Below are 20259 nucleotides of genomic sequence, written 5' to 3'. Positions count from 1 at the left end.
ATCGATTGGCAACCCGAACGGGCGCATAAGGAATCATGACTACCACCCGGCTGGATCCGGGGCCGGACGCTGGCCCGCCCATTGAGCGCTTCTCCAGCGAGGATCTCGGTTCTCTGCTCGAACGCTTTCAGGCCTCCGGCATGCTCGACGAGGGCCGGATCAATCTGATCGGACTGGACGCCATCGCCGCCCGCCTCGGCGACCGCTGGGACGGTCGGCGCGAGCAGATCTACCAGCACGTCGAGCGTACGCTGGGCAAACATCTCGAAAGCGGCGGCTTCTTCCAGCGCGTCTCACCGACCGACTATCTCGTGGTCCAGCCTGAGTTGGGAAAGTTCGGCGGCCAAGCCTCGTGCATGCTCTACCTGCGCGAGCTGCTGGGTCACTTTCTCGGCGGAGACGTGCCCGAAGCGCTGGATGTGCTGGAGGTGACCAGTCTCAGCGGCGGCAGGATTTTCGCGGCCGAGATCGACTGCGCCTACGCCCTCGACGCCGCCCGTACGGAGCCCCGCATGGCCGCGCTGGAGGCTGCGGCGCCCTTGCCGGATGCGTGGAACCCCTTCGTGGCCGCAGATGGCCGGACCCTGCGGGTCTCGTGCACGCTTGAGCCGATCTTCGAGCTCAAGGCCTTCTCCCAGATCGGCTTCCGCATCGCCCGGCGCGTGCTGAGCATGCCCGGCGAGATCGAACTGAACGCCCAGGACCTGCGCAACCTGACCACGGCCGATGTCGAACGGGTCGACCTCGCCACCATCGCGCGCGGCGTCAGCCGCCTGCGCTCCGAACAGGGCAATGCCAAACAGCCCACCCTCTTCCTGCCAGTCTCCTATACGACCCTGGCCAGCCAGCGCGGGCGCGGCCCCCTGATCGCCCGGTTCAAGGAGGCGACCACGGGCGTCGAAAAGGGCGTGGTCTGCGAGATCTGTGACATCGAGGGAGTGCCGGGAAGCGCGCTCGCCGCCGTCACCGTGCTGATCAAGCCGTTCTGCCTGATCGTCGTCGGCAAGCTGCGCGAAGCGCCCGCACGCACACCGGAGCATCTGCGTGACGTCCGGCTGCAGGGCATCGCCTTCGAGAGCGGCCAACACCCGCTGGACCACCAGGATTTCATAGCCTGGGCCGAGCGGGCCGTGGCCAACGCCAAACGCGTCACGCGTTCGGTGATCATCCACGGTCTGTCGGCGCCCGAATACCTGGCCCTGGCCGGTCTGGCCGGAGCCTCCCACGCCAGCCTCGGCGCCCGGCGCGCCCAGACCGGCTGAACGCCGATCAGCGGTTCAGCGCGGACCGCGCCGCCTCGGCGTAGCGGTGGCCCGAGGCCGCGCCCTTGGGGAAGATCGCCTCGATGCGGGCCAGATCGTCGGCAGTCAGCACCAGGTCGACCGCCGCCGCATTCTCTTCCAGCGTCCGGATGCGCCGCGTGCCCGGGATCGGAGCCAGCGTCTCCCCCTGCGCCAGCACCCAGGCCAGGGCCAGCTGCGCCGCCGTCACGCCCCTGTCCGCCGCGATCGCCGCGACGGCGTGGACCAGGTCGATGTTCTTGCGGAAATTCTCGCCCTGGAAGCGCGGGTTCGAGCGGCGGAAGTCGTCGGCGGCCAGGTCGTCGACCGATTTGATCTCGCCCGACAGGAAGCCCCGGCCCAGCGGGCTGTAGGGCACGAAGCCGATCCCCAGCTCATCACAGGTCGCGAACAGCTCGTCCTCCGGCTCGCGGCTCCACAGCGAATATTCCGTCTGCAGCGCCGTGATCGGATGCTCGGCATGCCCGCGCCGCAGCGTCTCCGGCGAGGCCTCCGACAGGCCGAGGAAGCGCACCTTGCCCTCCTTCACCAGCTCGCCCATGGCCCCGACCGTCTCCTCGATCGGCGTATTGGCGTCGACGCGGTGCAGATAGTAGAGATCGACGTGGTCCATCCCCAGCCGCTTCAGACTGCCCTCGATGGCGCGGCGCACATTGGCCGGTGAGCCGTCGACGGTCAGGGCGGTGCGCTCGGCGTTGTAGCCGATGCCGAACTTGGTCGCCACGAAGGCCCCATCCCGCCGATCAGCCAGCGCCTTGCCGATCTGCAGCTCATTGGTGTGCGGGCCGTACATTTCGGCCGTGTCGAGGAAGGTGACGCCGAGGTCGAGCGCGCGATGGATCACCGCCGTCGCCTGCGCCTCATCCGAGGCCTGGCCATAGAAGGCCGCCATGCCCATACAGCCGAGACCGATGGCCGAAACTTCGGGACCGGCCTTGCCGAGACGACGGGTTTTCATGAGAGCGCTCCTGCGATGTACGCGCTCAGGTCGGGGCCCCGGTCGCGTTCCGCAAGGGTCAGAGCGGCGCCGCCTGCGCCTTCAGCCAGCCCAGCACCTCGCCCTCCAGCAACGGTCCGACCTTGGCCAGGACCTCGGCGTGATAGGCGTCGACATAGGCCCGCTCGCCCGGCGTCAGCAACGGAACATCAATCAGACGGCGGTCCAGCGGCGCCAAGGTCAGCTGCTCGAACCCGTGCATCGGCCGCTCGCCGCCCGGGATCGGCTCCGGCGCGGTCACCGCCTGTAGCGTCTCGATGCGGATGCCCCAGTGGCCCTCGCGGTAGTAGCCCGGCTCATTGGACAGGATCATGCCGGTCAGCAGCGGCTGGCTGTTGACCGCCTTGGCAATCCGCTGCGGCCCCTCGTGCACGCCCAGATAGGAGCCGACGCCGTGGCCGGTGCCGTGGTCATAGTCGTGACCCGCCATCCACAGCGGCAGGCGCGCGATGGCGTCCAGCTGATGGCCCGTCGTCCCGACCGGGAAGCGGACCACGGCCATGGCGATATGACCCTTGAGCACGAGGGTGAACATACGCCGCTGGTCGGCGGTCGGCTCGCCCACTGCCATCGTCCGGGTCACGTCGGTGGTGCCGTCAAGATACTGCCCGCCGCCATCGACCAGCAGCAGGCTGCCCTTTTCCATCCGGCGAATGGTGCGGGTCACGGGCTTGTAGTGCGGCAGGGCGCCGTTCGGCCCGCAGCCCGCGATGGTGTCGAAGCTGAGGTCCTTCAGCGCCCCGGTCGCTTCGCGGAATCCTTCCAGCGCCTCGGCCACCTGACGTTCGTCCGGCAAGGTCTCCTGCCCCACGGTGTCGATCCAGTGCAGGAAGCGGGTCAGGGCAGCGCCGTCGCGGATGTGGGCCTGACGCGTCCCCTCGATCTCGACCGGATTCTTGCAGGCCCGCGGCAGGGTGCAGGGGTCCATGCCGCGCACCACGGTCGCCCCTGTCGCTTCGAGCCGGTCGAAATACCAGGCCGGCGACTGGCCCGGATCGACCAGCACCTTTTGACCCGCGAGGGCGTCCAACGCGGCGTCCAGCGCCTCGGGCGCGGCCAGCGTCACCGCGTCGCCCAGCCAGCCGGGCAGTTCATTGGTCACCTTGCGCGGATCGAGGAACAGCTGCGCCGTGCCGTCCGCCCTCACCACCGCCTGCCCCAGCGGCAGCGGCGTACGGATCACGTCCCCGCCGCGGATATTGAACAGCCAGGCCAGCGACGCCGGCGCGGTCAGGACCGCCGCCTCCGCTCCCGCCCTGGCCACCGCCTCGCCGATCCGCGCGCGCTTGGAGGCGCTGGTTTCGCCGGCGTAGCGGTCCTCGTGCGGCACGACCGGCGCGGTCGGCTGCCCGGGCCGGTCGTCGGCCCAGGCCAGGTCCAGCGGATTGGGCTCGACCGGCTTCAGCTCCGCCCCGGCCTTCGCCGCCGCGCGCTTCAACGAGACCAGCGCATCGGGGCTGTGCAAACGCGGATCATAGCCGATCACCGCCCCCTTCGGCGCGCCTTCCAGATAGGCGGGAACGCCGCCCTCGACGAGATCGAGAATCTCGAACTGGGCCGCATCGACCTGGGCCCGGACCTGGACGGTATAGCGTCCGTCGGCGAAAACCGCCGCCCGGTCCTTCAGCACCACCCCCGCACCCGCCGAGCCGGTGAAGCCGGTCAGCCAGGCCAGCCGGTCGTTGGCGGCGGGCAGATATTCGTTCTGATGCTCGTCCTCGTGCGGGACCAGCAGACCGTCGAGCCCCTGCTCGGCCATCTTGGCGCGGACGCGGGGCAGGTGTCTCGCCCCGAAGGATGGATCGGTGGTTTCATCGAAGGACTGGCGCATGGCGGAGGCATAGCATTCTCCCTCCCCTTCTGGGGAGGGTGGCTGTCGCGAAAGCGACAGACGGGTGGGGAGCCGCCGCACAGTCTTGCGCTGCCCGAAACCTCCCCACCCTGTCGTCGCGGAGCCTGTCCTCGGGCCGACCTCTGGTCGGACCCGGGGCGCCGAAATCCCTCCCCATTTCGGGGGAGGGAGACGCGTACCTAGTTCTGCGGCGCTGTCGGCGTCACGACCACCACGCCCCTCGGCGCAGGCGCGGGAACCTGAACTTCCCGCTCGATCACCACCGGCGTGGAGGCGCGGGCTTCGGCTGCGCGAGCCTCGCTGGCGGCGCGGATGGCGTCGGCCTGAGAGCGGGCGGCGTCGGCGCGGGCGATGTCGACGCTGGCCTGGGCTCCGGCGACCTGACCCTGTATGAGGGCCGAATCCGCCTGCGCCTGCGCGGCGGCGGCGTCCATCTGGGCCTCAAGAAGGGCCGCGTCCGTCTGCGGTTCGGCGCTGCGTGAGAACAGTATCCACAGGACGGCGAGCAGCACGATCCCGCCGAGGATTCCGGCGATCCACCAGCCGGAGTTGGACTCGCGCACGACGACGGTTTCGACCGACTCGGTCACGTGGGCCGGCGAGACGATGGTCTCGGTGATGATCGTCTCACGACGCTCGGGATCGTTGTTCGGATCGTAGTGGGTCACGGGCAGTTCCTCCATTGAACTGCTGCAACGGTTGCGGACGACGGCCGTTCCGCCGTTAACCCATCCGCCTCAAAACCAGCGCGCTCCACGCATCCCGGTGGATGCGGCGTTCGAGGATGAATCCCCGCGACAGATAGGCCGCCGAGACCCGGCGCTCCTGGGTCCGCAGCAGGCCCGACAGGATGGCGACGCCGCCGAGGCTCAACGCCCCCTTGATGTCCTGCGACAGGGAGACCAGCGGCGGAGCCAGGATGTTGGCGAAGACCAGGTCATAGGGACCGTGCTGGCGGACCTTGCGGTCGTTGAGGCCAAAGGCGTGGACGAAGCGGGCGTCGGCCATGTTGAGCCTGGCGTTCTCGTTGGCGATACGCACCGAGGGCTGGTCGATGTCGGTGCCGACCGCGACCTTCGATCCCGTCTTCGCCGCCGCGATGGCCAGCACCCCGGTGCCGCAGCCGACGTCCAGCACACGTTCGAACCGTTCACGCTTCAGCAGTTCGTCGAAAGCGATCAGACAGCCGACGGTGGTGCCGTGGTGCCCGGTGCCGAAGGCGGCGCCGGCGTCGATCTTCAGATTGACCGTATTCCTCGGAACCACGCCCTCGTCGTGCGCGCCGTAGACGAAGAACCGCCCGGCCCGCACCGGCGGCAGGCCCGACAGCGACATGGCCAGCCAGTCGGCGTCGGCCAGTTTCTCGACCTTCACGGTCAGCCCGTCGTGAGCCTTCAGCCGCGTCTCAATCCCGCGCGCCTCGTCGGCGTCATTGGGAAAGGCGTCGATGCGCCAGATGCCCTTGTCCTCATCCTCCTCGAGAATGGAATAGGTCGCCCCCTCCAGCAGCGGATCTGAATCCAGCGAGACGGCGGCGGCCTCGGCGACCGCGCGCGGACCCCGCGCGATTATCTGCTTTGGGCTATGGGACATTTCTCAAACACCGCTATCATGACGACTCGAGCCGCGCGCAGGCGTGCGCTCCGCCGCCAGCATCAACCAATTGAACCGAGGGGTCGGGGAATTCATGGCCAAAGCACCATCCAAGCCTAAGGCAGCCGCCAAGTCGAAACCGGCCGCCGCCGCTTCCAAGCCGAAACCGGCGGCAAAGTCGAGCGCCGCACCGAAGGCCGCCGCCAAGCCCGTCGCTCCGAAGGCCGCTGCCAAACCAGCCGTGAAGGCTGCACCGAAGCCGGCGGCCAAGCCCGCCCCGAAGGCCGCCGCCAAACCCGCCGTCAAGGCGGCTCCCAGGGCCGTCGCGAAACCGGCGGTCAAGAAGCCCGCCGCGAAGAAGCCGGCCGCCAAGCCCGCGCCGAAGGCGGCTGCGACGCCCGCCGCCGCGCCGAAGCCCGCTGCTGCAGCGCCTGCACCCGCGCCGGCTCCGAAAGCCGCAGCTCCCGCTCCGGCTGCTGCTCCCGCCGCGGCCAAGCCCCCCGAAGACAAGGGCTTCTTCGCGACGCTCGGCCGGATCATCTTCGGCACGAAGTGACGGCCACGGTCTGAAATGAAGAAGCGCCGGAGGATTGCTCCTCCGGCGCTTTTTCGTGCGCGAACGTCGCCAGGCAGTCAGTCCTGCGGCAGGTCTTCCGCGAGGATGGCCATCTCGAACATGAAGCTGCCGGCTTCGTCCTCGTCCTCAAAAACGACGCCGATGAACTCGTCGCCGACATAGACTTCGCAGGAGTCATTCGGCTTGCCGCGCGGCTTCAGGACGATGCCGCCGGTGTTGAAGGTGCGCTTCAGGTGCGTCTCGACGCGCTTCATATCGGCGGTGTTCATGCTAGGCCTCAGGTCTGTCGTGAAGGCGCGGACCCTAGAGAATGCCCCGCCCGCGGGAAACCCTCAAATGACGAAGTCGTAGACGATGTCCGCCAGCGTATGGTCCATGGTCCGCGCCGGGGTCGCCCCGGTCGGGCAGTTGACCAGCCGCGCCGGCACCCCCGCCACGGTGCAGCCCGCCGGCACGGCTTTAAGCACCACCGAGCCCGAGGCCACCTTGGCGTAGTCGCCGACGGTGATATTGCCCAGCACCTTGGCCCCGGCGCCCAGCAGCACCCCTTTGCCGATCTTGGGATGGCGGTCGCCGCGGTCGGCGCCGGTGCCGCCCAGGGTCACGGCGTGCAGCATCGACACCTCGTCGCCGACCACTGCGGTCTCGCCGATGACTATGCCCGTGCCGTGGTCGAGGAACAGGCCCGAGCCCAACCGCGCCGCCGGGTGGATGTCGACCTGGAACAGTTCGGAAATGCGGCTCTGGAAATGGAAGGCCAGTGTCTCGCGGCCCTGGGTCCACAGCCAGTGCGACACCCGCCACGCCTGCAACGCCTGGAAACCCTTGAAGTAGAGGAAGGGCTGCAACAGCGTCTTGATCGCCGGGTCACGCTCGGACACGGCCCGGAGGTCTGCCTCGGCGGCGGCGACGATGGACGGATCGGCCGCGAAGGCGTCACGGCACACTTCGCGCACGGACATCGGCCCCAGTTCGCTGTCGCCCAGCTTGCGCCCGATCTGGAAGCTGAGGGCGCCCGCCAGATCATCGTGGGCCAGGATGACGGCGCTCATCTGCGACGCCAGATGCGGCTCGTCCCGCGTCGCCGCCTCGGCGGAGGCGCGCAGGGCGGACCAGCAGTCGGACCGTTGGGCGACGACTTCGAGCTTGGGCATCAGCCTCTCCTTCGGCTTCATCATACGCCTGCCAGCATGGCCTTCGCCAGTTCGGGCGGCAGTTCGCCTTCCCGGGCCATATGGTAGGCCCTCAGCGCCGTCGCCAGCGTGAACATGTCCCGGATCGCCCCGGTCCCGATTGCGCACAGCAGGTCGGGGAACGGGACGCGCACGACGCGGATGATCTCTGTCGGATCGGGCGCGACAGGCACGGGCGTCAGCCCCCAGGCGATCCAGGCCATGGCCCGTTCGTCGGTGACGGAATTGCTCATCTCGGCCTTGTAGGCGGGCCGCCAGTGCGCCGCCTGCAGCCCGGCCTCCTCCATCAGCTCGCGCCGCGCGCCCTCGATCGGCTCCTCGTCGAACGGCGCCCCGCCTTCGGGCATCTCCCACGACCAGTTCATCAGGGCGAAGCGCTGCTGGCCCACCAGGGTCACCGTGCCGTCGTCATGCACGGGCAGCACCCCGACCGACAGGTTCTTCGGCCGCATCACCACATAGTCCGCCTTCATGCCCGTCGGCGCGGTCGCGTCGTGGCGTGTCAACTTCAGCCACGGGTTCTCGAACGTCACGGACGAACCGGCATCCCTCCACGGCGGAGGCCGGTCGCGTCCGTCGTCCCAGGCCGGCAGCGGGCGGTCGGCGTCGAAGGCGTCGCGGGAGTCGGTCATGGCGGCGATATGGCCCGCCCGCCCGCGCGCCCGCAACGGCCTTGTCCTGCATGCACGCGCCGCCCCATAAGGAAGCGGGGGGACGGGGAATGCAGCAGGGCCACATCCGGGCGAACGGCATCGACTTCGCCTTTCTGGAGGCGGGCTCCGGTCCGCTGGCGCTGTTGCTGCACGGCTATCCCGACAACGCCTGGACCTGGGAGCATCAGATTCCGGCCCTGGCCGACGCCGGCTATCGCGTCGTCGCCCCCTTCCTGCGCGGCTACCCACCCAGCGAGGTCGTCGCCGGCGGCTATCACGACCGTGCCACCCTGGCCCTGGACATCGCCGGACTGATCAAGGCGTTGAACGGGGACGAACCCTGCTGCCTCGTCGGGCAGGACTGGGGCGCGGCCCTGTCCTACGGCGTCCTGGCCGCCTTTCCGGAGAGGGTTCGCCGCGCCGTGCTGATGGCCGTTCCCCACCCGGCCATCATCGCCAGCAGCCTGACCTCCCCGGCCCAGATCCACCGCGCCTTTCACTGGTGGTTCTTCCAATTGCCGAACCTGCCCGAACAGGTCGTGCCCGCCGACGACTTCGCCTTCATCGACTATCTGTGGAACGACTGGTCGCCCGACCACGACGACCGCGCCCACATCGCCCGCGTCAAGACCATGCTGGCGCGGCCCGGCGCGGTTGCGGCCACGCTCGACTACTATCGCGCCGCTCTCAACCCGACACGCCAGGACCCGGCGCTGGCGGACCTGCGCGCGAGGCTCGACGACCCGATCACGGTCCCGACGCTCGCCCTGTGCGGCGCCGACGACGTGCGCGCCGGGCCGATGGCAGCCCAGGCGGACCGGTTTTCCGGCTCCTACCGGTTTGACGTCCTGCCCGGCTGTGGCCATTTCCTGCATCGCGAGCGTCCGGACGAGATCACCCGACGCATCCTCGAGTGGCTGAAGGACGCCTGACCCTCCATATGACCGTTCCTCCCCTGCCCCGTTTCGCCCTCGGCGATCCGATCCCCGCCCCGACCGCCTCGGACGAGATGCGCCGGCGCCTCGCCACCCGCCGCTCGGCTCCGGCTCAGGCCCTGACGGGTCCCGGTCCGACGCCCCGCGAGATCGACGACATCCTCGCCCTCGGCGCCCGGTCCCCCGATCATGGCAAACTCTTCCCCTGGCGGTTCGTGGTCATGGGCCCGCAATGCCGCGCCGACCTGGCCCGCGCCCTCGCCCCCCTGGCCGAACGCCAGTCCGACCCCGGCAAGGCCGCCAGGGTTCTGTCCAAGCTGACGGCCGCGCCCGTGACCATTCTTGTGGTCTCCGCCCCCGTTCGCGGCGCCACGGTCCCACGCTGGGAGCAACAGCTGTCCGCCGGCGCCGTCGGCATGAACCTCGAGCACGCCGCCAACGCCCTGGGCTATTCGGCCAGCTGGATCACCGACTGGTACAGCTACGACCGCGAGGCGACGGCCCTGTACGGGATCGGCGAGGACGAACAGGTGGCGGGCTTCATCCACATCGGCCATGTCGCCGAGCGACTGCTGGAGCGGCCGCGTCCGGACGTAGCGGCTCTGACCACCTGGCGCGACTGAGCGTCAGGCGCCGAACAGGCCCAGCCCGGCCAGCGTCGCCGCCGCCATCAGGGCTGTAACCAGCACCAGCAGGGCGGTCAGCAGGTTTTCGGTGCGGTCGGGCCGGTTGAGCATGGCGGCTATCTCCGCCCGCAGCCTGCCGCGATTCGGCCCGGACACGGCGTGAAGCCTACCCATCCCAGACGCCGCCCATCATCCGCCGCGCCAGCAGCGGCTTGCCCAGCCAATAGGCCAGCTCCGCCGGCCGCTCGATGTCCCACACCGCCAGGTCGGCGGCTTTCCCGGCCTCGATCGTGCCGATCTCATCCTCCAGCCCCAGCGCCCGCGCGGCGATCCGCGTCGCCCCCGCCAGCGCCTCCTCCGGCGTCAGGCGGAATTGCACGCAGGCCAGGTTGATCGCCGCCGTCATCGAGGCCAGCGGCGAGGTGCCCGGATTGCAGTCCGTCGCCACCGCCATCGCCACGCCATGCCGCCGCAGCAATGCGATCGGCGGCGGCGTTGTCTCGCGCAACATCAGATAGGCCCCCGGCAGCAGCACGGCCACGACACCCGCCCCGGCCATGGCCCGCACGCCCGCCTCGCCCGTGTGCTCGACATGGTCCGCCGACAGCGCTCCATATTTCGCCGCCAGCGCCGCCCCGCCGCCGTCCGACAGCTGATCCGCATGCAGCTTGACCGGCAGGCCCAGCGCCTTCGCCTTGTCGAACAGCCGTCCGACCTCCTCGGTGGAGAAGGCGATCGGCTCGCAATAGGCGTCGACCGCATCGACCAGCCCCTCGGCGTGGGCGGCGGGCAGAATCTCGTCCACGGCCAGATCGACATAGCGCGCCCGATCGGCCTTCCACTCCGGCGGCACCGCATGCAGGCCCAGGTAGCTGGTCCGCACCCGCACCCCCGCCTCGCGCCCGATCCGCCGGGCGACGCGCAGCATCTTCAGCTCGCTGTCGCGGTCGAGGCCATAGCCCGACTTGATCTCGACCGACGTGACGCCCGTCGCCTTCAGCCCTGCCAGCCGCGTCAGCGCCGACGCATACAGATCATCCTCCGACGCCGCCCGCGTGGCGGCCACGGATGAGACGATGCCGCCCCCCGCACGCGCGATCGCCTCGTATGTCGCCCCGCCCAGCCGCTGTTCGAACTCGCCCGACCGATCCCCGCCGAACACCAGATGGGTGTGGCAGTCGATCAGCCCCGGCGTGACCCAGCGTCCGCCCAGCCGGTCGGTCTGCGTCGCCTCATGGGCCGGCAGATCGGCCCGCGCCCCGGCCCAGACGATCCGCCCGTCGCCGATCAGGATCGCGCCGTCCTCGATCGCACCGTAGGGCTCGCCGCCGAGGGCCATCGCCGCCAGGCGGCAGTCAGTGATCAATCTCATGACCCTCTCCCAGAGGGAGAGGGAGGGACCCGCCGCGCAGCGGTGGGGGGGTGAGGGGTTACGGTGCAAACCGGCCGACCGCCGGAGGCCCTCACCCCTGCCCCTCTCCCCTCGGGAGAGGGGTTCTGAGTGCGGTCTGTCATCGCGTTTCAAACCCGGCCAGCAGTTCGCAGAACCACCGCCCCGCGGTCAACGAGCCGAGGTCGCCGATCTCCAGCGACGGATCGTACTCGGTCAGGTCCACGGCCCTCACCTTCAGATGCGCCCCGATCATCCGCGTCGCATCGAAGAAGTCCTGAACCGACACCCCGCCCGGCCGCGCGCCCGGAGAGGCCGGCCACTGGCTGCGGTCGATCACATCGATATCGAAATCGACATAGATGACCTCGCATAGCGCCGAAAGCCGCTCCAGCTCCTGCCCGACCACCGCCGCCAGCCCCTGATCGCGACACTCCCGCGCCGTCCGCACTGAAATGCCGGCAGCCTTCGCCTTCTCATGGGCCCGCCGCGTATTGGCGAAGGGCGCCAGACCGATCTGGCTGATCCGTTCGCCGGCCAGCCCGTCCTCCAGCAGCGCCTGCACAGGATTGCCGTTGGTGAGACCCTGATCCGTGTCGCGCAGGTCGAAATGGGCGTCCAGCGTCAGCAGGCCGGTCCGCACCAGCCCCAGCCCGTGCAGGCCGGGCCGGGTGATGGCGTTGTTCCCGCCGATCAGGACCGTCAGCCCGCGGCTCCCTTGCCCCGCCACCGCATCGCGCACCGGAGCGAAGGCGTCGGCCGGAGAGACGCCTTTCAGCGCCACGTCGCCCGCATCGTGAACCTTCCCCTCCAGCGTCCTGCCCGTCTCCACATCATAGGTCGAGAACCGCGGCAGCACCGCCCGGAACGCCTTCGGTCCGAGGTCGCACCGCCCCGGCGTCAACGACCGCTCGTTCAGCCCCGCGCCGATCAGGGCGACGTCGGCGTCGGGGTGATCGCCGATCAGATCGGCGATGCTGCGCCAGCCCAGCGCGTCTGAGTCTTCCAAGGTCATGGGGTGGCAGCGTAGAGAGGCCGCCATGACGACTCAACAGACCCCGAACACCCGCGTCATCCGCAGCCCGCGCGGTCTCGAGATGACGGCGAAGACCTGGGCGGCCGAGGCCGCCCTGCGCATGCTGATGAACAACCTCGATCCCGAGGTGGCCGAGCGGCCCGAGGACCTCGTGGTCTATGGCGGCATCGGCAAGGCCGCACGTGATTGGCCGTCGTTCGACCGCATCGTCTCGGAACTCCGCCACCTCGAGGCCGACCAGACTCTGCTGGTCCAGTCGGGCAAGCCGGTCGGCGTGTTCCGCACCCACGCCGACGCCCCGCGCGTCCTGATCGCCAACTCCAACCTGGTGCCCAAATGGGCGACCTGGGAGCATTTCAACGAGCTCGATCGCAAGGGCCTCATGATGTACGGCCAGATGACGGCTGGCTCGTGGATCTACATCGGCACCCAGGGCATCGTTCAGGGCACCTACGAGACCTTCATGGAGGCCGGGCGCCAGCACCATGGCGGCGACTGGTCGGGCCGCTGGATCCTGACCGCGGGCCTCGGCGGCATGGGCGGGGCCCAGACGCTGGCCGCGACCATGGCCGGCGCCTCCTGCCTCGCCGTCGAATGCCAGCGCAGCCGGATCGAGATGCGGCTCAAGACCCGCTACCTCGACGTCATGGCCGAAACGCTGGACGAGGCTCTGGCGATGATCGAACAGGCGAAGACCGATGGAAAGGTCATATCCGTCGGTCTGTTGGGCAATGCGGCTGATGTATTGCCTGAACTTTTCCGGCGCGGCGTCCGCCCCGATCTGGTCACGGACCAGACCAGCGCCCACGACCTGATCAACGGCTACCTGCCGCAGGGCTGGACCGTGGCGGAATGGGAGGACAGGCGCGTCTCCGACCCCGCCGCCGTCGAGGCCGCGGCTCGCGCCTCCTGCGCCGTCCACGTCCAGGCCATGCTGGACTTCCAGTCCGCCGGCATCCCCGTCACCGACTATGGCAACAACATCCGACAGGTCGCCTTCGACGCGGGCGTCAGCAACGCCTTCGACTTCCCCGGCTTCGTCCCCGCCTATATCCGCCCGCTGTTCTGTCGCGGCATCGGCCCCTTCCGCTGGGCGGCCCTGACGGGCGATCCGGACGATATTCGCAAGACCGACGCGGCGATGAAGACCCTCTTCCCCGACAACGCCGGCCTCCACCGCTGGCTGGACATGGCCGGAGAACGCATCGCCTTCCAGGGTCTGCCCGCCCGCATCTGCTGGATCGGCCTCGGCGACCGCTGCCGCGCGGGCCTGATGTTCAACGATATGGTGGCCTCGGGCGAACTCAGTGGCCCCATCGTCATCGGCCGCGACCATCTGGACAGCGGCTCGGTCGCCAGCCCCAATCGCGAGACGGAATCAATGATTGATGGATCGGACGCCGTGTCCGACTGGCCCCTGCTGAACGCCCTGCTGAACACGGCTTCCGGCGCCAGTTGGGTGTCGCTGCACCACGGCGGCGGGGTCGGCATGGGCTATAGTCAGCACTCGGGCGTGGTCATCGTCGCCGACGGCACGCCCGAGGCGGCGAAACGGCTGGAACGGGTGCTGTGGAACGACCCGGCCACCGGGGTAATGCGCCACGCCGACGCCGGCTATGAGATCGCGAAAGACACCGCCCGCGAACACGGCCTCAACCTGCCGAGCGTCGCATGAGAGCCCTCCCTCTCGACGGGGGAGGGTTGGGAGGGGGTGGAGCCGCCGGCTTCTCCCGAGGAAGCGCGATAGGCGCCGTCGCCTCGCGTGCCATAGCAACCGACATCCTGCGTCCACCCCATCCCCGGCCCTTCCCCCTCGAGGGGAAGGGAGAAGGTTTCGAATGACCCTCACCATCGGCCAATCCCCCCTCACTCTCGCCCAGCTCCGGGCGGTCCTCGACCATCCAACCGCCGTGTCCCTCGCCCCCGCCGCCTGGACCGCCGTCGACCGCGGCGCCGCCGTGGTCGCCGCCATCGTGGCCGAGGGGCGCACCGTCTACGGGATCAACACAGGCTTCGGCCTGCTGGCCAACACCTCCATCGCCACGGCCGATCTGGAGACGCTGCAGAAGAACCTCGTCCTCAGCCACGCCTGCGGCGTCGGCGCCCTGCTGGACGACCGGGTCGTCCGCCTGCTGATGGTGCTGAAGATCGCCAGCCTGTCGAAGGGCGCTTCGGGCATCCGCCGCGAGACGCTTCAAGCCCTGATCGCCCTGGTCAACGCCGACGTCCTGCCCTGTATCCCGTCCAAGGGTTCGGTCGGCGCTTCCGGTGACCTCGCGCCCCTCGCGCATATGTCGTGCGTCCTGATCGGCGTCGGCGAGGCCCGCCACAACGGCGAGACCCTGCCCGCCGAAGCCGCCCTAGCCCGCGTCGGTCTCAAGCCGCTCGTCCTCGGACCCAAGGAGGGCCTCGCCCTGCTCAACGGCACCCAGTGCTCGACCGCGCTGGCCCTCGCCGGACTGTTCGCAGCCGAGGCCGCCTTCGCCGCCGGGATCGCCGCCGGCGCCCTGTCGGTCGACGCCCTCAAGGGCTCCGACGCCCCGTTCGACGCCCGCATCCACGCGCTGCGCGGCCAGCCCGGCCAGATCGCCGTCGCGGGCGCCTTGCGCGCCCTGATGGCCGGGTCCGCCATCCGCGACAGCCATCGCGACTTCTGCCACAAGGTTCAGGATCCCTACTCCCTGCGCTGCCAGCCCCAGGTCATGGGCGCCGTGCTGGACGTGCTGAAGAACGCCGGCGCGGCCCTGGAATGCGAGGCCAACGCCGTCACCGACAATCCGCTGGTCTTCATTGAGGACGGCGACGTCATCTCGGGCGGCAATTTCCACGCCGAGCCGGTGGCCTTCGCCGCCGACATGATCGCCATGGCCCTGTGCGAGATCGGCAACATCTCCGAGCGCCGCACCGCCATCCTCGTCGATCCGAAGATGAGCGATCTGCCCGCCTTCCTCGTCAAGGAAAGCGGCCTGAACTCGGGCTTCATGATCGCCCAGGTCACCGCCGCCGCCCTCGTCGCAGAGAACCGGATGGTCGCCCATCCGTGCAGCATCGACACCGTGCCGACCAGCGCCAACCAGGAGGATCACGTCTCCATGGCCACCCACGGCGCCCGCCGCCTGCTGGACATGGCCGAGAACACCGCCGCCGTCGTCGGCATCGAACTGCTGGCCGCCGCCCAGGGGATGGAGTTCCACCGCCCACTGACCTCCTCGCCCGAGCTGGAGAAGGTCTACGCCATCGTCCGCGAGGCCGCCGCCGCCTACGGCTCCGACCACTATTTCGCCCCCGACATCGCCCGCGCCACCGACGGCGTCCGCGCCGGCCGCTATCGGGTGTTTGCCGGAGAGCTTTTGCCCTCGGCGTGACTTCCGTCATCCTCCGGTAAACCGCGCCTTCGCGGCGCAGACCGGGGGATGACGAAAGCGGGAAGGCGCGATGGAGACTCTCGCCCCTTCACGGCTGAAGCGGTGCCTTGCGCAAAGCCGTCAAATTGGCCGAGCCGGTGCAGAAGCAGACGGTGCGCATCTGGCGGATGACGGTCTGGAAATGCTCCACCACCGCCTCGGTCGACACCGTCGCCGCCGTCAGAACCCCGGTCGCCTGACCCACCATGTCCGCGCCCAGCCGAATGGCTTTCGCCGCCTCGACGCCGTCGCGAATCCCGCCCGAGCCGATGACCACGCCCTTGGGACAGGCCGCCCGGATTTCGGCGATGGCCCGCGCCGTGGGGATGCCCCAGTCGGCGAAGGCGGCGGCATGCGCCTTGTCGCTCTCGCCCTCGGCCCGCTCGCCCTCGACCGTGGCCCAGTTGGAGCCTCCTGCCCCGGCCACATCGACCGCCGCCACGCCCATGGCGAACAGTCGTTTGGCCGTGGCCGCCGAGATCCCGGCCCCGGTCTCCTTGACCACCACCGGCGCGTCGATCGCCTTGACCAGCGCCTCCAACGCCGCGCCCACACCCCACCAGTCGCGGTCGCCCTCGGGCTGGCAGGCCTCCTGCAGCGGGTTCAGATGCACGATCAGGGCGTCGGCGGCGATCATGTCCAGCACCCGCCGCGCCTCGTCGACGCCGAAGCCCCGGATCAGCTGGGCCGCGCCGATATTGGCCAGAATCGGCGTGTCGGGCGCCCTGAGCCGCAGGGCCATATCCAACCCGGGCGTCGCGCCCTCCGCGTCCAGCGCCGCGCGCTGCGAGCCGACGGCCAGGGCGATGCCCAGATGCTGCGCCGCCTCGGCCAGCCGGGCGTTGATCGCCTCGGCCCGCGCCGGCCCGCCGGTCATCGAACTGATCAACAAGGGCGCCTTCAGCCGTCGGCCGAGGAAGTCGGTCCCGAGGTCGATCTTGCCGTGATCCAGATCCGGCAAGGCCTCATGCACGAAGCGAACATCGCCGAAGCCGCTGTCCAGCCCATGGGCCGCCCTCCCCGCGAGGATGACGTCGAGGTGCTGATCCTTGCGGTTCACGATTTCGGACACGCGTCACCCTACGCGTCCGGCGGGCCCGGGGCGATCCCTTACGGCTGCTTCTCGACGTTGAGGGCATAGGCCCCCGTCTGGCCCTGCTGGAAGGTTCCGGCCCGGACCTCATAGACGCCGTCCGCCGGCGCGGTCCATTCCAGCTTGGCATGGGTGTCCGACAGGCTGTCGTCGTCCGAGCCCAGCACTTCGAAGGCCCCGCCGTCCTGCTCGCGCCCCACGACCAGGAAGCTGTCGACCTCATTGGAGACCATGGTGATCAGCAGTTTCTCGTCCTCCTTCAACGTCACCCGATAGGCGTCGTAGAAGCTGTTGTCCTCGGCGGTGGCGTCGGCCTCGGTCAGAATGCCCCGCGCAGTGGCCCCGACCAGAACGCTGCCCGGCTGCGGCTGCGGTCCGCGGTCGTTCAGTTCAAGGGCGTAGAGGCCTTTTGCGTCCGATCCCAGCGGCGAGACGCGCAGCACATAGTCGCCGTCTTCCGGCAGGGTGTAGCTGAGCCGGGAATCCGTGCCCTCGCCGAGACCATCGTCATCGGACGCGAGGGCTTCGAACTCGGTTCCCGCTCGGCCGACCTGCAGATAGGTATCGAAATCGCCGGACCGCATGATCGCCTGCACCCGCTGGCCCGCGACGCCGCTGAAGGCAAAGGCGTCAAAGCCGCGGTCCTCGCTATCGGTCGGATCGGCCTCGCTGATCTCGCCCTGGATCAGCGAGCCGAAAGCCAGCGTCTCGGGAGCCTTCTCCGGCTCGACCTCGGAAACCGACAGCGAATAGCCGCCCGTCGCTTCGGTGAAGGCGCGCGCTTCGATGAAATAGACGCCCGATCGCGGCAAGGTGAAGGTCAGCCGGGAATTGGTGCCCTCGGCCGCGCCGTCGTCGTCCTCGGCCAGGCTGACGTGGTTGGCGTCGAACAGCTCGACATATGTGTCAAATTCCTCCGAACTCATGTCGATGCGGACGCGCTGACCCTCCTGTCCGGAGAACTGGTAGACGTCGGCGGTGGCGCCGTCCGCGCCCTTGCCGTCGCCCTCGGCGAGCGATCCGTTGACCGAACCGCCGATCTCTAGGGCCTGGGCGGCGGCCAACTCCGGCCCGCGCGCCAGGGCCAGCGTATAGGTGCCCTCGTCACCCGGACTCAGCGGCGTCGCCCGGATGATGTAGTCGCCGCCCGCCGCCGCCGTGAAGATCAGGCGCGAATTGAGGCCCGTCTCCAGGGTGTCGTCGTTCATGGCCAGTTCGTTGAACTCGCCGGCTCGCATCTGACCGACCCGGACCACGGAATCGAAGGCCTCCGAACTCAGGTCGATGCTGAACCGGTCCCCTGCGCGGGCCCGGAAGGCGTAGGCGTCATAGGCCTGGCCGCCTTCGCTCTCCGGATCGCCGGCCGTCAACGCGCCCTGGATCGACTGGCCGACGCGGATGCCCGTGGGCCGCGGCGCACGACCCGCCGGCGGACGTTGCGTCAGACCAAGGGTGTAGGCCCCGCCCTCGATCCCCGACAGTGTCCGGGCCCGAAGCACATAGGTTCCGGCCCGATCCGCCGTGAAACGAAGCCGCGAGTGGGTGCCCTCGCCGAGACCGTCGTCGTCGCTGGCCATGGCCTCGGCGTCGCCCTGATGGAACACCTCGAGATAGGCGTCGAACGCCTCTGAGCGCATGACGGCTTCCATCCTCTGGCCGGCGCGGGCGCGGATCAGATAGTCGTCGTAGCGATAGGCGTCATCGGCCGCTGTGCCGTCTCCGTCCGCGATCTGACCCTCGACGGTCCGGCCGGGAGACAGGGTCTCCGCTTGCTGGGCCAGCACCGGCGCTGCAACCGACAACGCCAGCAGGCTGACAGCGACGAGAATGGTCTTACGGCGCATGGATAATCCCCCTGAATGCAAGTCTGATCATAGACGCCGAACCGCGCCCTCTGTAAATCGCGGCGACCGCACGATTCCTGACGACCGGAGCCGAAATCCATGACGGCCGACCCCGCCCGCGCGACCCTGATCGACGGCAAGGCCTTCGCGGCCGGCCTGGTGGAGCGCGTCGCAGCCGCTTCGGCGCGGCTGGAAGCGGCGCACGGGGTCAAGCCTGGCCTGGCCGTCGTCATTGTCGGCGAGGACCCGGCCAGCCAGGTCTATGTCCGCAACAAGGGCGAAACGACCCAGCGCGCAGGCATGCGGTCCGACACTCACCGCCTCGCCGACACAACCTCCGAGGCCGACTTGCTGGCGCTGATCGCCACGCTGAACGCCGACGCCGGCATCCACGGCATCCTGGTCCAGTTGCCCTTGCCCCGTCACATCGACAGTGCGGCCGTGCTGGGCGCGATCGATCCGGACAAGGACGTGGACGGCTTCCACGTCGTCAACGTCGGGCGGCTGGCGGTCGGCCTGCCGGGGCTGGTCCCCTGCACGCCACTGGGCTGTCTGATGCTGCTGAAGGCCGAACGGGGCGACCTGTCCGGGCTGAACGCCGTCATCGTCGGCCGCTCCAACATCGTCGGCAAGCCGATGGCGCAGTTGCTGCTGGCCGAGAGCTGCACCGTGACCGTGGCCCATTCCCGGACCCGTGACCTCCCGGCCCTGTGCCGCACCGCTGACATTCTGGTCGCCGCCGTCGGCCGTCCGGAGATGGTGCGCGGCGACTGGATCAAGCCGGGCGCGACCGTGATCGACGTCGGCATCAATCGCGTACCGTCGCGCGACCCGATCAAGGCGTCCGAAGGCAAGACCCGGCTGGTGGGCGACGTCGCCCTCGGCGAGGCATCCGCGGTCGCCGGACGGATCACGCCCGTGCCGGGAGGCGTAGGGCCGATGACCATCGCTTGCCTGCTGGCCAACACCTATACGGCCGCCTGCCGGTCGGTCGGCGTCGCGCCCGAGCCTCTGGACGCTTGAACCGTCGCCATTGAACCCCGATAGTCGGACTCTGGCCCGTCAGGAGACGTCGATGATCCGCTTCTCGCCCCGTGTTTCGGCCCTTGCGGCCGTCGTCATCCTGACGCCCGCCATCACAGGCTGCGGGATCAACGCCATCCCGACCAAGGAGGAGGCGGCCAAGTCCAGATGGGCCGATGTCCAGTCACAGTACCAGCGCCGCGCTGACCTGATCCCCAACCTGGTGGCGACCGTCCAGGGCGCGGCCATCGCCGAGCGGACCACCCTGACCCAGGTGATCGAGGCCCGGGCGCAGGCCACCGGTGTGACGGTCACGCCCGAGACGCTGAACGACCCGGCCGCCTTCCGGCGCTATCAGGCCGCCCAAGGCCAACTCTCGCAGGCGCTGTCGCGGCTGTTGCTGGTCGTGGAGCGATATCCCGACATCAAGTCGAACCAGAATTTCATCGCCCTGCAGTCCCAGCTGGAAGGCACCGAGAACCGCATCGCCGTCGCGCGGCGCGACTACAATGAGGCCGTGCGCGACTACAACACCTCGCTGCGCACCTTCCCCACGGTGATCTGGGCCAACACCATCCACGGCGGCTCCGAGCCGATGCAGCTGTTCTCGGCGACCGCGGCCGCCCAGACCGCACCGGGGGTCAATTTCGACGCTCTGAATCCCGCTCAGCCCGGCGGCGCAGCACCTGCCGTCGCGCCCGGTGCGGCCCCGGCGGCGCAGTGATCCGCAGCCTTCCTGGTT

Annotated in this window: 19 protein-coding genes; 8 read left to right on the top strand and 11 right to left on the bottom strand. The window is 69.4% G+C overall.

Annotated features, from left to right (window positions below; all coding sequences use genetic code 11):
• The first annotated feature begins 35 nt into the window (after positions 1-35).
• A complete protein-coding gene (locus tag Q8K49_RS10355; RefSeq protein ID WP_305305839.1) occupies positions 36-1262 on the top strand; it encodes a hypothetical protein in 1227 nt (408 codons plus the stop codon).
• A 7-nt stretch (positions 1263-1269) separates the two neighbouring features.
• Here the strand turns inward: Q8K49_RS10355 and Q8K49_RS10350 are convergent, their stop codons facing one another.
• The 4 genes from Q8K49_RS10350 to Q8K49_RS10335 all read right to left on the bottom strand — a co-directional run bounded on the left by Q8K49_RS10350 (position 1270) and on the right by Q8K49_RS10335 (position 5743).
• A complete protein-coding gene (locus Q8K49_RS10350; RefSeq protein WP_305305837.1) occupies positions 1270-2259 on the bottom strand; it encodes an aldo/keto reductase in 990 nt (329 codons plus the stop codon).
• 58 nt (positions 2260-2317) lie between these two features.
• Positions 2318-4129, bottom strand: coding sequence for an aminopeptidase P family protein (locus Q8K49_RS10345; protein ID WP_305305836.1), 1812 nt, complete (start codon positions 4127-4129; stop codon positions 2318-2320).
• Positions 4130-4329: 200 nt separating this feature from the next.
• Positions 4330-4818, bottom strand: coding sequence for a hypothetical protein (locus Q8K49_RS10340; RefSeq protein WP_305305834.1), 489 nt, complete (start codon positions 4816-4818; stop codon positions 4330-4332).
• Between the two features lie 55 nt (positions 4819-4873).
• Positions 4874-5743, bottom strand: coding sequence for a 50S ribosomal protein L11 methyltransferase (locus Q8K49_RS10335; RefSeq protein WP_305305832.1), 870 nt, complete (start codon positions 5741-5743; stop codon positions 4874-4876).
• Between the two features lie 43 nt (positions 5744-5786).
• Between Q8K49_RS10335 and Q8K49_RS10330 the strand changes: the two genes are divergently transcribed.
• The gene (locus tag Q8K49_RS10330; RefSeq protein ID WP_305305831.1) at positions 5787-6299 is read left to right on the top strand and encodes a hypothetical protein; all 513 of its coding nucleotides are present in this window, start codon (positions 5787-5789) and stop codon (positions 6297-6299) included.
• 77 nt (positions 6300-6376) lie between these two features.
• Here Q8K49_RS10330 and Q8K49_RS10325 read toward each other — a convergent pair whose 3' ends face one another.
• The 3 genes from Q8K49_RS10325 to Q8K49_RS10315 all read right to left on the bottom strand — a co-directional run bounded on the left by Q8K49_RS10325 (position 6377) and on the right by Q8K49_RS10315 (position 8145).
• The gene (locus tag Q8K49_RS10325; RefSeq protein WP_305305829.1) at positions 6377-6589 is read right to left on the bottom strand and encodes a DUF3126 family protein; all 213 of its coding nucleotides are present in this window, start codon (positions 6587-6589) and stop codon (positions 6377-6379) included.
• Positions 6590-6652: 63 nt separating this feature from the next.
• Entirely contained in the window at positions 6653-7474 is an 822-nt protein-coding gene (gene cysE / locus Q8K49_RS10320; protein ID WP_305305827.1) for a serine O-acetyltransferase, read from the bottom strand.
• Between the two features lie 20 nt (positions 7475-7494).
• Positions 7495-8145 carry an NUDIX hydrolase gene (locus Q8K49_RS10315; protein WP_305305825.1) on the bottom strand — a complete coding sequence of 217 codons (651 nt, stop codon included), beginning with the start codon at positions 8143-8145 and terminating at the stop codon, positions 7495-7497.
• An 89-nt stretch (positions 8146-8234) separates the two neighbouring features.
• On the opposite strand from Q8K49_RS10315, the gene Q8K49_RS10310 reads away from it, so the two are divergent.
• On the top strand, positions 8235-9098 hold the full coding sequence (locus Q8K49_RS10310) for an alpha/beta fold hydrolase (protein WP_305305824.1): 864 nt from the start codon (positions 8235-8237) through the stop codon (positions 9096-9098).
• An 8-nt stretch (positions 9099-9106) separates the two neighbouring features.
• Positions 9107-9724: a nitroreductase gene (locus Q8K49_RS10305; protein WP_305305822.1), complete on the top strand. Its 618-nt coding sequence runs from the start codon at positions 9107-9109 to the stop codon at positions 9722-9724.
• Between the two features lie 169 nt (positions 9725-9893).
• On the opposite strand, the gene hutI is transcribed toward Q8K49_RS10305, so the two are convergent.
• A complete protein-coding gene (gene hutI, locus Q8K49_RS10300) occupies positions 9894-11099 on the bottom strand; it encodes an imidazolonepropionase (RefSeq protein ID WP_305305820.1) in 1206 nt (401 codons plus the stop codon).
• Between the two features lie 139 nt (positions 11100-11238).
• Positions 11239-12159 carry an agmatinase family protein gene (locus Q8K49_RS10295; protein WP_305305818.1) on the bottom strand — a complete coding sequence of 307 codons (921 nt, stop codon included), beginning with the start codon at positions 12157-12159 and terminating at the stop codon, positions 11239-11241.
• Here Q8K49_RS10295 and hutU point away from each other — a divergent pair.
• Together hutU and hutH are read left to right on the top strand one after the other, a co-directional pair.
• Positions 12158-13828: a urocanate hydratase gene (gene hutU, locus Q8K49_RS10290; protein WP_305305816.1), complete on the top strand. Its 1671-nt coding sequence runs from the start codon at positions 12158-12160 to the stop codon at positions 13826-13828. The two genes, Q8K49_RS10295 and hutU, sit on opposite strands and share 2 nt — an antisense overlap.
• A 163-nt stretch (positions 13829-13991) precedes the next feature.
• On the top strand, positions 13992-15518 hold the full coding sequence (gene hutH / locus Q8K49_RS10285; protein ID WP_305305814.1) for a histidine ammonia-lyase: 1527 nt from the start codon (positions 13992-13994) through the stop codon (positions 15516-15518).
• 88 nt (positions 15519-15606) lie between these two features.
• On the opposite strand, the gene fni is transcribed toward hutH, so the two are convergent.
• Complete coding sequence (fni, locus tag Q8K49_RS10280; protein WP_305305813.1) at positions 15607-16629, bottom strand: type 2 isopentenyl-diphosphate Delta-isomerase; 1023 nt, start codon at positions 16627-16629, stop codon at positions 15607-15609.
• Between the two features lie 38 nt (positions 16630-16667).
• The gene (locus Q8K49_RS10275) at positions 16668-18494 is read right to left on the bottom strand and encodes a PPC domain-containing protein (protein WP_305305811.1); all 1827 of its coding nucleotides are present in this window, start codon (positions 18492-18494) and stop codon (positions 16668-16670) included.
• A 99-nt stretch (positions 18495-18593) separates the two neighbouring features.
• Between Q8K49_RS10275 and folD the strand changes: the two genes are divergently transcribed.
• Together folD and Q8K49_RS10265 are read left to right on the top strand one after the other, a co-directional pair.
• The gene (gene folD, locus Q8K49_RS10270; protein WP_305305809.1) at positions 18594-19517 is read left to right on the top strand and encodes a bifunctional methylenetetrahydrofolate dehydrogenase/methenyltetrahydrofolate cyclohydrolase FolD; all 924 of its coding nucleotides are present in this window, start codon (positions 18594-18596) and stop codon (positions 19515-19517) included.
• Between the two features lie 52 nt (positions 19518-19569).
• Positions 19570-20241 carry a LemA family protein gene (locus Q8K49_RS10265; RefSeq protein WP_305305807.1) on the top strand — a complete coding sequence of 224 codons (672 nt, stop codon included), beginning with the start codon at positions 19570-19572 and terminating at the stop codon, positions 20239-20241.
• Positions 20242-20259 lie beyond the last annotated feature (18 nt).

Origin of the sequence: Brevundimonas sp., assembly GCF_030682035.1 — a bacterium.
In the GTDB taxonomy this organism is placed as follows: domain Bacteria; phylum Pseudomonadota; class Alphaproteobacteria; order Caulobacterales; family Caulobacteraceae; genus Brevundimonas.
The sequence above is the reverse complement of the archived record's forward strand: the minus strand, read 5'-3'. Positions and strand labels throughout refer to the sequence as shown.